The organism is Oleiphilus sp. HI0132, from assembly GCF_001635845.1.
In genome coordinates this window covers 1-14,279 of record NZ_LWGJ01001164.1, presented here as the reverse complement: position 1 = coordinate 14,279, position 14,279 = coordinate 1, and the positions used below count along the sequence as shown (strand labels likewise).

The following is a 14,279-nucleotide window of genomic DNA, read 5'->3' as shown; positions in this document are numbered from 1 at the left end:
TTGGGAATCTGAAGCTAACTAGCGTTCAGTGATTTTCCCAATTATTAGTTCTTAGTGCGGACACATGACAAAAAAGACCAGTAAAGCCACGCAAGATCCTCATAAGGATCGCGAAGCGCAGAAATACGAAAATCCTATTCCCAGTCGAGAGTTTATTCTTTCTCATCTGGATGCGCGCAACGCTCCGGCCACTCATCCTGAACTAGTTGAAGAGCTGTCATTGAAAGATGATGATTCAATTGAAGCTCTTCGTCGGCGTCTTATTGCTATGTCGCGAGACGGCCAACTAGTGCGTAACCGGGGTGATCGATATCTACCGGTTTCTCGCGTTAACTTGCTTAAAGGTGTGGTCATAGGTCACCGTGATGGTTTTGGCTTTGTAAAGCTTGATGAAGGCGGTGATGACCTTTACTTATCGGCTCGTCAGATGCAGATGGTGTTTGATGGCGATCGGGTGCTAGTACGCGCAGATAGGGAAGATCATCGTGGTAAACGTCATGCGGTTATTGTGGATGTCCTGGAACGAAATACCGAACAATTGGTTGGACGTTTATATCGTGAAGGCAACATCGTATTTGTCGAAGTTGAAAATAACCGCATTACCCAACAGGTTCTAATTGACTCTGATCATACGGCTGAAGCCAAGCATGGCCAATATGTCGTGGTTAAGATATTGCAACATCCGACTAAACGCACGCACGCGACCGGTCAGGTAATTGAAGTATTAGGAGACCACATGGCTCCTGGTATGGAAATCGAAGTAGCGATTCGTTCCTATAATATTCCTTTTGAGTGGCCGCCTGAAGTTCAACAAACTGTCGATACACTCAAATCAGAAGTTCTCGATAGTGACAAAGCCGGGCGTATTGATATCAGGCATTTGCCCCTTGTTACGATTGATGGCGAAGATGCGCGAGACTTTGACGATGCTGTGTATTGTCAACGAAATGGAAGCGGCTGGAAGCTCTATGTTGCGATCGCTGATGTTAGCCACTATGTACGCCCTGAGTCACCGTTGGATGTCGAAGCAAATAACCGCGCAACCTCGGTTTATTTTCCCGACCATGTTGTGCCGATGTTGCCTGAGGTTTTATCTAATGGTTTGTGTTCCCTTAATCCTAGAGTTGACCGCTTATGTATGGTCTGCGAAATGGATATTAACGCTGAAGGTTCAGTCCTTAAGAGTCGTTTTTACGAAGGGGTAATGCACAGCCACGCGCGTTTGACCTATAACCAGGTTGGAACCATTCTGGAAGAGCCCGACTCAAGTGATGGCATTCAACTTTGTGAAGATTTTGCTGATCGACTTCCCGAGCTGCACGAACTGTATGGTTTATACCAAGTGCTGGTCAGTCGTCGTAAAGATCGTGGTGCTATTGATTTTGAAACGGTTGAAACCAGAATTATTTTTGGTGATGAACGAAAAATTGATGCGATTGTACCAACTGAGCGTAATGATGCTCATAAAATCATAGAAGAGTGCATGCTCTGTGCAAATGTAGCGACAGCAGAGTTTTTATCGCGCCATAAGCTACCAACCTTGTATCGAATTCACGAGGGGCCGACAGCACAAAAACTAGAGAATGTGCGTTCATTTCTAGGTGAACAAGGTTTGCAGTTGATGGGCGGTGAAGATCCATCGCCTTCTGACTACCAACAAATTATGGCGGATATTCAGGATCGTCCTGACTTCAGCGTTCTACAAACCGTCTTATTACGCTCTATGAGCCAAGCAGTCTATGGGCCTGAAGAGAAAGGTCACTTTGGTTTGGCTTATGAACACTACGCTCACTTTACTTCACCTATCAGGCGTTATCCTGATCTATTAGTTCACCGTGCTATCAAGTCTGTTATTTATTCTGCTAAGAATAATGATTTTGACGACGTAGGTATTGCTGCGGATGCTCAGGCTCCTGAGTTAAGAAAAGCGTATAAATACCCATATGACCTAGCGAAAATGCTGGTTCTTGGTGAACACTGCTCGATGGCTGAGCGACGTGCTGATGAGGCGACGCGTGATGTAATGAGCTGGCTTAAGTGTGAGTACCTACAGCAACACTTGGGTGAGGAGTTTGAGGGTATTATCTCTGCCGTGACGGGCTTTGGCTTCTTTGTAGAGCTAGCTGATTTATATGCTGAAGGTCTAGTTCATGTCTCGACTTTAGACAGTGATTATTATCAATTTGATGCAGCGAAGCATCGCCTGATCGGTGAACGCTCAGGTAAGCGCTTTGGTCTGGGTGATAGGGTGCTTGTTCAGGTCTCAAACATCAATCTGGAAGAGCGCAAGGTTGACCTGGTTCTAGTGAGCTCAAGTTCCAAGTCACGTGACAAATTGCGCCCTAAGAAAGGTAAGCCCAAAAGCGGTAGCAAGCGCGACAGTCAGGACAAGCGGAAGGCAGGTGAGCGGCGTAAAGAAGCGGATAGACGTCAGGGAAGTGATAAACCTAAGGTTAAATCCCGAAATGGCGCAAGAAAGAAAACCGAGCGTCCGGTAAAAGCCAAGTCAAGAAAGCCGAAGTCTTCTTCAGAGTTGAAGACAGAAGAGCCTCAAGAGCTTAAATCTAGCCAGCCTTTAAAGCGCAAGCCAAGCAAGCTAGAAGCTTTAAAAAGCAAGCAAGTAAAAAAGCCCTTAAAGAAAATTAACAAGGTAAAATCAGACGCTAATTCAGAGCCGGTGACGCCAGCAATTAGAAAGCGCAAAGTTAAAACAAAAGGTTAAGAGTTAATGAATCAAGAAACCGTATTTGGTTTGCATGCAGTTGAGGCCCTAGTGCAAAAAGAGGCCGATTCGGTTATCTCTGTATTGGTACAGCAGGGTAGGGACGACCAGCGCTTATCAAAGCTTATTCGCTTGCTTCAGTCTAAAGGGCTCTCTTGTGACTATGTGCCTCGGAAGGAATTAGACAAGTTGGTCAGCGGTCGTCACCAAGGTGTTGTGGCAACTATTAAAGGGGAAGTTGAGAAGCATGAAGGGGATCTTGAAGATATTCTCTCAGCGCTAGATGAACCACCGTTTTTATTGATTCTGGATTCCGTGACTGACCCTCATAACCTGGGGGCATGTTTACGTTCAGCTGATGCGGCGGGTGTCCATGCCGTGATCGTGCCGAAGGATAAGTCCGCCCCCTTGAATGCCACTGCAAAGAAGGTGGCTTGTGGTGCCGCTGAGCATGTGCCTGTCATTCGAGTGACAAACTTAGCCCGTACCATGAAGTGGTTACAAAACTTTGGTGTATGGATAACGGGTGCTGCCGGAGAAGCGGAGCAAAATATCTATCAAACAGATCTTAAAGGCCCTGCTGCTATCGCAATGGGTGCTGAAGGCAGTGGTCTGCGTCGCCTGACGCGAGAGCATTGTGACCAGCTTACTAAAATTCCAATGATCGGGAGTGTTAGCAGCTTAAATGTTTCCGTTGCGACAGGGATTTGTTTGTTCGAGGCTTTGCGACAGCGGCAAGCTTAAAAAGTAGCGTTTAGGGCTTTTGATGAGTCGACTTTTCTCTCCTATCAATTTGCTTTTACTCTTGGTTGCTTTGCTATGGGGGCTGGGGTTTGCACCTCAGCGTTTGGCCTTGGAGGGTATGGCTCCCGTTGCCTTCAATTTTTGGCGCTTTGCTTTTGGCGCCATGATGCTATTACCCTTTATTTTTTCTTCGAAGAGTTCGCGTACAGCCTTACTTAATAAGAGAACGATTCTCGCCGGTGCAGGCTTAGGCCTACTGTTAACGGCTGGCGCTGCTTTTCAGCAAATCAGCTTGGCCTATACTAAAGTCGCCAATGTGGCTTTTATCACCGGCTTTTATGTCGCGCTTGTCCCGCTTATCGGTATCTTATTTAAGAAAAGTTACCCTTTACTGACCTGGATTGGTGGTTTGATTGCTCTGTGTGGCTTGTCCTTACTGAGCGGTTTTGATGGAAAGTTTAATTATTTAGGTGATGGCTTGGCACTTGCTGGAGCCGTTTTTTGGGCTCTTCACTTATGGGCTATCAGTTTCTGGGTGGGCAAGCATGACTTGCTTGTTCTCGCACTTTTTCAATTTATTGTCTGCGCTTTATTAAGTTTAGTTTTTTCCCTGAGCTTTGAGGGCGGCCCTATGGCTAGTCTCAACTCTGCTTATCTTTGGGCCTTGTGTAGTGGCATCTTCGTTGTGGGTATGGCGTATACACTTCAGGTCTTTGCTTTAAAGAAAGCAGACCCCTTTATTGCAGCGATCATATTTTCGATGGAGTCTGTTTTTGGCGCAATGGTTGGTTACTGGGTATTCGATGAAGTCTTAGGTATGTACGGCTTTGTGGGAGCTATACTGATGCTTCTCGGTTTTGTACTTGCGCAGTCTCATGAGAAACAGAACTAATAATCGTTATTGATTACTACTGAATCCTGATACAGCCTGCTTTTTCAGTACAGCACCCTGTTTTATCAACTTCGACTCCACGATCCGATAGCGGACATTCATCGAGTTTGTCTATCACGCCATCCTGGTCTGAATCGAGTTGGAGCTGTAGATTCTCAAATGGGGTTCTTACGATTTTTTCCACTTTAGGAATGTGTTTTTTGAAGCCAAAATAACGGCCTATATGAAAGCCGCTGAAGCGAGCATCTTTGGCATGATTGGTATAGTCAAAGCTGATGAACCAGGGACTATCGGTGAATCTGTAGTAAGCACCGATTCCCCAGGTAACTTGTACAGTTGACTCTTCTTCATAGCCAATACGCGAGTCTGTTGCTTCTGTATTGAGCCAGGTTCCCCCAAGTTTGAAGTGGGCATTGAAAGGCTTATATTGGGGTAAGAATCGATATGCAATCATTAGACTTGGGGCTCGGTATCTAATCGCCGCATCTAGACTTGCATTTAGGGTGGGGTTACTATTTTTTAAGCCCGCTTCCCCCAGGAAAGAATAGTCTAACTCCAGTGCCCATTTTTCACTGAGATGGCGACCAGCCAAGAAACTAAAGCCAATACTACTTTTGTCATTACTTGACCAGCCGTTACTTTCTCCAGAGGGGGCCAAGTAGCTATAACCTAGCCCGGCGGATACATACCAACAGGGTTGAAATAAGAGTTCTGATAAATCGTCAAATTTTAGCTCCTGAGCACACTGATTATTGCTGTCAGCCGAGGCATCATTTACATGCATAAGCAGAGGTAAAAAAACTATCGCCATCCAGAAAGCATGCTTGTGTTGTATTGCTCTGTAGCTCTTATAAAGCCAGGGAAGTAAAAGCAGCAACCATGCTAGATGGGGATTAATGGTGCCACCTGTTCCACTTTTGGCTGTGCTAATACCAGTGTCGTCATCTTCGGCAAGGTCGATAATCCCGTTGTTATCAAAGTCACCGTTTTCCAGGCCGTCAGGGTAGCCGTCATTGTCGCTATCGCGGTCCCGGTAGTTTTCAGTTCCATCTTCATCGCTATCGATAAGCGTAGAGAAAACATGACTGCTTAAGCCTGACGATGATGATAGCAGGTCAACCATACCGTCATTGTCGCTGTCAATCTCACTAAGGTCCGTACCCGGAAGATTCGCTTCTTGAAGGTCCGTTACTTCATCATTGTCCGAGTCAAGGTCCTGAAAATCGGGTACACCATCGTTGTCAGTGTCTGACACGGCAAAAGCTGACGTGATCGCATCGTCTAGGCCATCTGCATTTGCATCAACGACTGTATCGATTACACCGTTGCTGTCCAGATCAATTAGTCCTGAATTCGACTCTCTTATATCAGTTAAACCATCATTGTCACTATCCAAATCAATTTTATCAGGTTGTCCGTCAGCATCGGTATCGACAGTGAAGTCCCCTTCAATAATGTCAGGAATACCATCATTATCATCGTCTAGATCGTCAGAGTTAGTGATACTGTCACCATCAATGTCTATGGATGAGCCAAAGTTGGTCGGGTCTTCATCGACACTGTCGAGAATGCCATCGCCATCGGTATCGCTCATTGGGTCGATTTGCCCATCCTGGTCGGCATCGAGGATTGGCACGATCAGGTTATCAATGTCGAAAGGCCCATTACCATCATTTGTGCTATCACCACTTTCAAGCTCAAGGTGGTTGGGCAAACCGTCGCCATCAGTATCGGTAGGTGAGCTTGTTTGCGAATCGGGAGTGTCATGAATACCGTCAATAGGGCTGTTATCGGTACCACCTGATTCCACCACGTCTGTAAAACCGTCATTGTCACTATCGAGATCGATATAATCCGGAAAGCCGTCATCGTCAGTGTCTGGTGGGTTAATGATATCGTCGATACCATCCAGGTTGGTATCGATGCCCCCGGTGCTGTCAACATCGTAGGCGTCATTGATACCGTCACCATCACTGTCTAAGCTGGCAGTTAACTCAGCTTCAAGTTCATCATTCATACCATCGTTGTCACTGTCCAGGTCAAAGATGTTGTAGCTATTATCGCCATCGCTATCCAAAAGACTTATCGCGTCATCAATACCATCCAGGTTGAGGTCTTCTCCTCCAGTCAGGTCGACGTCAAAGCCGTTATCGATACCATCGTCATCCGAGTCGAGGTGCAATGCGACGCCATTTTCAATGGCATCGGGGAGGCCATCTCCATCACTGTCCAAATCAAGGTGGTTGAGGATAGAGTCATTATCAAAATCTTCAGCTACAAACTTATGTTCGAGATAATCAGGAATATGGTCATTGTCTGAGTCTCGATCTCGATAGTCAGGTGTGCCGTCGTTGTCACTATCTTGAGGAAGGTTTGGGTCGCTTCCCAGCTCTCCAGCATCGTTAATGCCATCATTATCCGAGTCAGTATCCAAGGCATCGAGAATGCCATCTCCATCCGAGTCAAATGGTGAACTGAGATCGGCCCCTAGCTCTTCAAGATCACTAATGCCGTCACCATCACTATCGTAGTAATCAGGGTCGAGACCCAGGCTTATCTCGTCACCGTTTGAAATACCATCGCTATCGTTATCACAAATTTCAACAGTATTATCTGGGGCACAAGCGGTTTTACTAACACTATCTTGGTCAGTTGCCTGGTTTCCAGCTCGATCAGCGATACTTGCATTAATAGTGATGTCGCCGTCTTGAAGGCTGCTTAGGTTAATTTCAGTGCTGAAGCTACCTTCGTTTGAGGTAGCGGGAGAGCAGCTCATATCGCTTTCGCTGACAGAGTTTGAACGTCCATCAGTAACGGTGATAGTAATAGTGTCGATTGTTTCTGTGCAGCGACCTGAGACCGGAAACGTTAGGATATTGCTGCTATCAGCTGAGCGCAAAATATTTAATGAAATTGTGGGTACTACAGTATCAATAAGAAGTTCGCTAATCGAGGTATCAGAGCTTATCTGTGAGGCGATATCGGTGATTTGCGCTGTGACATCATAAGTCCCATCGGCTAGCTCATTTCCGGTTGGAATAGTAAGACTCCAATTTGAACCGTCTGAGCTTAGGTTGCCATCGCCGAGTGTGTAGTTGATATGATTGACGCCGACTGAAAAGCTTGCTCCGGTCATCTGAGGAAATGTTCCCGTTAAAGTAGGTAAAGGCGACGGGCTTGCCAGATCATCGATAGTGGGGGGCGACATGAACGATACTAAGGCAACATCAGCAATTTCCGAGAAGTTGATCGTCGCGGATACTGTCGCGGTACCGACCGTGGTGTCACTTTGTAGCGAGGCTTGATATCGACCATCGCCTAAATCTGTCACATCACCAACACTGCCTAAGGTACTGGAAATGGTGACAATATCTCCTCCGTTTGTTAGAGCATTGCCATGCTCATCAATTGCTTCGACAGTGATTTGGCTAAGGGTTTGGCCGTCTGCAACAATTTGGCTCAGACTGCTGTTAACTTGACTGTTAGAGTAGTCGGCATTACCGGGAATCATAGATATGCTTGCGGTATCGGAGAGCTGTACACCGTTTAACTCTGCTGTGATTACTGCGACGCCCCTTGTTTCATCTGCGGTAAAGATGACTTGATAAGTGCCGTCACCTAAATCGTTCACGGAGCTATGGCTGCCGGCAGTTGAGTTAATAATGACGGTGTCACCACCGGAAGTAAGATAGTTCCCAGTCAGGTCAATGGCTTGAAGTGTGAGGGTGGCGGTGTCGCTGCCGTTAGCCGTCAGAACAGGTGATGATGAGTTTAGTGTGCTGTTCAGGTAGCTTGCCGGGCCCGGTACAAATTGAACGGTTGCGGTATCGACAAGGCTTTGGCCATTCATAGTCCCAGTAATCACTGCCGTGCCTGTTGTGGCTGGAGCCAGTAGAGTCGCGTTATAGCGGCCATCTCCCATATCGCTTACCGCGCCTAAACTACCAAAATTGGTATTTAAAGTAACCGTGGCGCCACCCACTTCGACACTATTGCCAAAGACGTCGCTTCCTTGAACTGTGATAGTTGTAGTATTGGAGCCATTAGCGATGACGGCAGCATCGAGACTGGTAATAACGCCGCTAGAGGCGAGTAGCGCTCCTGCCTGAAGGTTGATCATTTCAGTGTCAATAACATCTTCACCATCAAAGGTGGCGCTAATGATCGCGACACCGGTATTGGTGGGGGAGGTGTAGGTTGCGCTATAAAAACCGTCATTCAAGTCGGTGACATCACCGATACTGCCCATACTGGCCGCGAAACTAACGGTACTGCCGCCTGAGTTTAATCCGTTACCAAGCACGTTAATAGCCTGGAGCAAAATAGTTGAAGTAGTGCTTCCATCAGCCGTTAGCGTGTTTGGCGTAGCGGTGATTAAAGTATCGCTCATGGAGGCGGGTAGTGGGGTGAACTCAACACTGGTTGTATCCACAATTGTACTTCCCTCAAGACTTGCACTGATGGTGGCTGTCCCGACAGTCGTACTGCTCGTTAAAACTGCAGTGTAGCTTCCATTGCCAAGATCGGTGACCGGCCCGACGCTGCCAATATCGGCTGTAATGTCGACACTGTTTCCACCGCGTGCCAAATCATTATTGTTTATATCTGAAAGCTGAACGGTAATGACGCTCGTGTCCAGGCCACTTGCTGGCAGGCTAGCAGTATCGGCATTGATGCGAGAGGTCGCTATGGAAGGCGTATCTGCAATCAAGGAGACAGCCGCTGTATCGCTAACGGTTGCACCATCAAGTGTTGCGCTGATAGTTGCTGTGCCAATACTAATAGGTGCGGTAAGCGTTGCGCTGTAGCTACCATCTCCATTGTCGGTGCTTGTGCTTATGGACCCCGCTGTCGTGAAAAATAACACTGTTTGGCCGCTTACTGCCGTTGGTCTGTTGCTTAGGTCGTAGCCATCCAGAGTGATTGTAGTGGTGGCACTACCATTGGCGACGATGCTTGCATTATTTGCAGAGATAAGTGAAAAATTTGCGTTGGCAGGAAGTTGATCAGGCCCGGAGTCTTGTATGTGTGAATACGTTGTGGAGGCATAATCTTGCTGAAGGTCAAAGCCGCTTTCCTGGAAAAACAGGTGAGCTTCAATTAGAAAGTTGCCACTCGGTTCATCTAACTGATATGAAACACTATTTGTTCTAGTCTGAGTTTGCCCTACAAGCCCTGGAAAGTCTTCGGTGGCTTGGCTGTGCATGTTGCCGCTCTGGTCGATAAGGTTTACTTCTAGCCGGTAGCCACCCTCTCTGGTTGTGAGTACTTCGGTATCTAGGTTTAAAGTAACTGTGCCACTATCTATATCAATAGAGGACAGGCTAATATTGATGAATTCAGAGCTATCATCATCCCCTTCATCGATAAGTAATTGTCCCCAATTGACTCGAGTGGCCCAAGGGTTTGCTATGGTGACTTCGACGATATTGTTCCCGGAAACTATTTGCCCGATTGGCACGTTAAAAATATTGGTGCTGTCCTCATCTGCGACGCCGGACAGGTCCCCTAGGCCGTTGCCGTTTATAGAAATCGACACCTCTTGGCCTAATTCTTCATCGATGTCGTGAGCGTTAATAAGAAGCTGGGCAGAGGTGCTTGGAAGGCTGCCTGTCAGGTTTATGTTGAACTCTATCGGGTAGTTCAACGACGTGTCAGAAAGAATACGACCTATGTCATCATCAGAGCTTCCTGATCTTGCGTTATCTTCGTTGTCTGTATCTGTGTAGTAGGTGTCACCAGCGCTTAGAGACGGAGACAGCATTGCTAAACACAAAGCAAGAAGGCAGTACAAGCAGGTAAGGTTCTTGTTAATAGCGGATATTTGCATAGGGCCGTATATATTTACTTTATGTATATTTTATCAATAGGTGACAGCAAGGCTCTGGTTTAGAGCTTGTCGAATATTGACCTTATAGCGCTATGTCTATGCAGACTGTTTACCGATGATAGCTTATTTTGTCGTGATTTGACTAAGGTCTGACTATTACCGGCAAACTTGTGTACATTATTAGCGTTAATAACTTCTCACAAAGATATGATGCAAGTTTCGGGCCTCTCTTAAAACTCATCAGCTTTAGGTAGGCTCATTATGTTATAGGGCTACTTTTTTGATAAGTAAACGCCGCACTCAATGTGGTGGGTATAGGGGAACTGGTCAAACATCGCCAAGCGTTTGATCTCATGTGTTTTGCTCAACTGTTCCAGGTTTAGCTCCAAAGTATCAGGATTACAGGAAATGTAGACGATATTGGGGTATTGGCTGATCATTTCGCAGCTCTCGTCATCCAAGCCGGAGCGAGGAGGGTCAACGAGTACGGTTTGAAAGTCAGTTTCTTCTAGGTTGAGGTCTTTCAAACGACGGCGTTTTTGGATGCCGTTCATGTGCCCGGTAAACTCTTCGGCACTAACGCGAGCAAAGTCAACGTTATCGATTCTGTTCATTTCTTTATTGTCATTGGCAGCTTTGACTGAGGTTTTGCTAATCTCTGTAGCAAATACACGACGGAATTTATCGGCCATAGCAATAGAGAAATTCCCGTTGCCGCAATAGAGTTCAAGTAAATCTCCCTTATTGCCGTCGACACAGCTTCGGGCCCAGCTGAGCATCTTTTCGTTCATCTTGCCGTTTGGTTGAGTAAAACCACCTTCAATTTGTTTATAGCGAAGTGCTTTTCCGTCGACGTTTAGTATTTCAATAACATAGTCTTGATCGAGTAGAAGTTTGAGCTTTCTGGCTCTGCCGATGATGTGAATACCAAGCTTTTCTTTCAAACGCTTGGCTTCTTTTATCCAGATTTCATCTAACTGTTTGTGATAAATCAGAGTGACCAGCATTTCACCTGAAAGTGTACTCAAGTATTCAAGCTGAAACAGGCGATGCTTGAGTTGAGGTGACTGGTTGATCTCTTCCATCATGACAGGCATTAGCTCAGTGATAGCTTTGCTAGCAATGGGGAAGTGAGTTATTTCAATTGGCGCGTTCTTGGTCCCTTTTTCAAACATGGCATGGAAGCATCGTTCGCCTTCGTGCCAAATCTTGAATTCGGCCCTTAAGCGGAAATTTTCAACTTCACTGGCAAAGACTTCCAATTCTGGTGCAGAGAAACGCAGGAACTGCTCACGTACTTGAGCGGCTTTGTTGTCCAACAGGGAGTCGTATTGGTCGATTTGAAAGTCTTGCATGGAGCGTAATACCTGTCAGTGTTCCGAACAGCCCTATGCGTAAATAGGGCGAAATGAAAAAGGGCAGGTATTATACGTTGAACTGGCCGCTTTGCGAAATCTAATCAGTTTCTATCCGCGTATTACCAGTCGTATGTAATGATCGACGAGCAGAAATGCAAATAAGGCCGTTAGGTAGAATATTGAGTAAGCAAAGGTTTTCATTGCGTGTTGGTCAGCACTGCAGCGATATAGCTTATAAGCGTGATAAATAAAGCCCAACCCTAAGGCTACCGCCCCGGCTAGATAGATTAAGCCGGTCATTTGTATGGCAAAGGGTATCAGCGTAACGGCAAGAAGCATACAAGTATAAAGTAATACCTGTACCTTGGTGAAAGGAATGCCATGAGTCACCGGAAGCATAGGGACATCAACTTTTGCATAATCATCGCGACGGCGAATGGCCAGTGCCCAGAAATGTGGTGGCGTCCAAATAAAGATAATGAGAAATAATAACAAGGCCTCGGTGTTAACTTCACCTGTCATCGCGACCCAGCCAAGAATCGGCGGTGCAGCACCGGCAGCACCACCCCAAACGATATTGTGCGGGGTAGAGCGTTTAAGAAACATAGTATAGATGACCGCATAGCCAATAACGCAGATGAAGGTTAGTAGCGCGGTAAGCTGGTTCGTTGTCGCAAGTAAAATCGCCATAGAGAGTACGCACAAACTTAGCGCAAAACTCAGAGCTGCCTTGGATGACAGGCCTCCAGTCGGAATGGGGCGTCCCTTGGTTCGCTCCATCGTGGCATCAATTTTTTGATCCACCCAGTGATTGATTGCAGCGCCAGAAGCTGCAGCCATACCTATGCCGAGCGAGGCAAAGAATAAGGTGTCGAGGGGCACCATGCCAGGGGAGGATAAAAGCATCCCAACGATGGCGGTAAAAACAATAAGTAAAACCACATTGGGTTTACAAAGCTCGAGGTACTGGCGCCATGATATGGCGCTTGCGGGTGCAAGTGCGGTAGTGTTTGCCATTGTGAACTCTCTTTGTTGTTTTTATATTCTTCACACAAGACAACGGCCGTATAAAACATGCCTTGTTGTTTTTCTTCTAGCATTGCCTGAGCTTTTATGAACCGTTGTTTAAGAAAACTGAGCGTAGATGCTAGGTATTTTTTTGTTTATCAGTGCTTAGCTTCCGATTAATTGCGACGATAGTCAACAATAATAATGCAGCACCGCCATTATGTGCGACAGCTATCGCAGTTGGAAGAACCAGTATGATATTCAATATGCCCAAGCTTATCTGTGCGCACAAGAGAACTAACAGTAAAATGGCTAAGTTTCTTGTGCCTTGCTGGCCTGGGCCTTTTGAAAATCGTAACAGGAAAAGGGCAAAAGTGCCGACAACTAGGAGTGTCACTACTGCTCCTATTCGGTGTGTCAGATGAACCGCCGTACCCGCTTCAAGCGAAAGCGTACCACCTTCGTAATCAACACCGAGTTCTCGCCAAATTGTAAAGCCTTCAGAGAAATCGGTATTTGGCCACCATTTACCTTGGCAGGTTGGTAAATCCCAGCAATGAAGCGCGACATAGTTAGTGCTGGTCCAGCCCCCGAGTGCTATCTGACAATAGACTACGACGAGTGCCAATATGGCCCAGTTCTTAAGGCCTCGGGAAACGATAGCAGGTTTTTGTTGTCGATCACTTAGCATCGCCCAGCAAAGCAGGGCTAAAGTTAACATTCCCCCAAGCAAGTGAAGCGTAACAATTGCGGGTTTTAGTAGCATGGTGACGGTCCACATCCCTAGTGCGCCTTGAAAGCAGACGACTACGAGTAGAATTAGGGGAAGCGTGAGTTGCTGACCTTGTTCTTTTCTGCGCTTAATCGCAATAGCTGCCATTGCCAGGATTAATAAGCCCAAAGTGCTGGCAAAGTAACGATGAATCATTTCCTTCCAGGCTTTGTCGGCTTCAAATGGGCGTTCCGGGTAGGCTTCGTTGGCAGCTTGAATGTCATTGCTATCACTTGGGGCAATGAGCGTGCCATAACATCCCGGCCAGTCTGGACAGCCCAATCCGGCATCAGACAGACGAACGTATGCGCCCAGCACTATCACAAATAAAGCCAGCGCACAGGCGGCCAGGCTGATTCTGAAAAAGAGTTTGTTCATGTCGTCTCTATTATTTTTATTGAGGGGTATTGATCATGAATAAAGATGTTTTTATTACAGCTTGGGTTTATTAACCTTTAAAAGCCTTTCTAAGTCTTCCATTAAATGCTTTGGCTCCACGCCCTCAGGGTAATACATCATTAGATTGTTATAGGGGTCGACCATGAAAATACTATTTTCGACCTGAGCATGTGTTTGAGAAAATGTGTTGATCAGCACTTTGGCATCAAGGCTGTCCGAGCTCACTGTTGCTAACTGAGGAAAGGCTTGTGTAAGGTCTACTTTAAAGGGTGCTAATGCTTCGGGAGTTTTTAGTAATAGAATGGGTTTGACGACCTTGCGGTTTATTCCTGTTGATTTCCTGGCTTGTCGAATGACTAAAAGCGTATCCTGACAAGATTGTTCACAGGATGAACTCACCGTAAATAGACGCCAGCTTCCGGCTAAACTTTTATCCGAAAGTATTTCGCCAGCGCTTGTCTTGAGTGAGTACTCGCCAATTGGTAAAACGGGGGAGACTAATTGTCCATGATTTCCTAAGTCACCCACAGAAAAGCTACCTTCGCTATTCATAA

Annotated in this window: 8 protein-coding genes; 3 read left to right on the top strand and 5 right to left on the bottom strand. The window is 46.4% G+C overall.

The features are described from left to right. The first annotated feature begins 64 nt into the window (after window positions 1–64). Genes rnr through A3766_RS16290 form a run of 3 tightly spaced genes read left to right on the top strand, consistent with a single transcriptional unit; the run spans window position 65 to window position 4,358 of the window. Window positions 65–2,722 carry a ribonuclease R gene (rnr, locus tag A3766_RS16300; protein WP_068553715.1) on the top strand — a complete coding sequence of 886 codons (2,658 nt, stop codon included), beginning with the start codon at window positions 65–67 and terminating at the stop codon, window positions 2,720–2,722. Window positions 2,723–2,728: 6 nt separating this feature from the next. Then, window positions 2,729–3,466: a 23S rRNA (guanosine(2251)-2'-O)-methyltransferase RlmB gene (gene rlmB, locus A3766_RS16295; protein WP_068511320.1), complete on the top strand. Its 738-nt coding sequence runs from the start codon at window positions 2,729–2,731 to the stop codon at window positions 3,464–3,466. A 22-nt stretch (window positions 3,467–3,488) separates the two neighbouring features. Further along, window positions 3,489–4,358, top strand: coding sequence for a DMT family transporter (locus tag A3766_RS16290; protein WP_068511319.1), 870 nt, complete (start codon window positions 3,489–3,491; stop codon window positions 4,356–4,358). A gap of 16 nt (window positions 4,359–4,374) precedes the next feature. Here the strand turns inward: A3766_RS16290 and A3766_RS16285 are convergent, their stop codons facing one another. The 5 genes from A3766_RS16285 to A3766_RS31245 form a co-directional block, all read right to left on the bottom strand. Then, the gene (locus A3766_RS16285; protein ID WP_068642513.1) at window positions 4,375–10,188 is read right to left on the bottom strand and encodes an invasin domain 3-containing protein; all 5,814 of its coding nucleotides are present in this window, start codon (window positions 10,186–10,188) and stop codon (window positions 4,375–4,377) included. 272 nt (window positions 10,189–10,460) lie between these two features. After that, complete coding sequence (trmA, locus tag A3766_RS16280; RefSeq protein ID WP_068553876.1) at window positions 10,461–11,543, bottom strand: tRNA (uridine(54)-C5)-methyltransferase TrmA; 1,083 nt, start codon at window positions 11,541–11,543, stop codon at window positions 10,461–10,463. Between the two features lie 111 nt (window positions 11,544–11,654). After that, window positions 11,655–12,563: a heme o synthase gene (gene cyoE, locus A3766_RS16275; RefSeq protein WP_068511312.1), complete on the bottom strand. Its 909-nt coding sequence runs from the start codon at window positions 12,561–12,563 to the stop codon at window positions 11,655–11,657. Window positions 12,564–12,693: 130 nt separating this feature from the next. Next, window positions 12,694–13,704 (bottom strand): heme A synthase, encoded by a 1,011-nt coding sequence (locus A3766_RS16270; protein WP_068511310.1) that lies wholly within the window; start codon window positions 13,702–13,704, stop codon window positions 12,694–12,696. 54 nt (window positions 13,705–13,758) lie between these two features. Beyond that, window positions 13,759–14,279, bottom strand: a 521-nt coding sequence (locus A3766_RS31245; RefSeq protein ID WP_068642511.1) for a hypothetical protein, incomplete at its 5' end; no start/stop codon positions are given.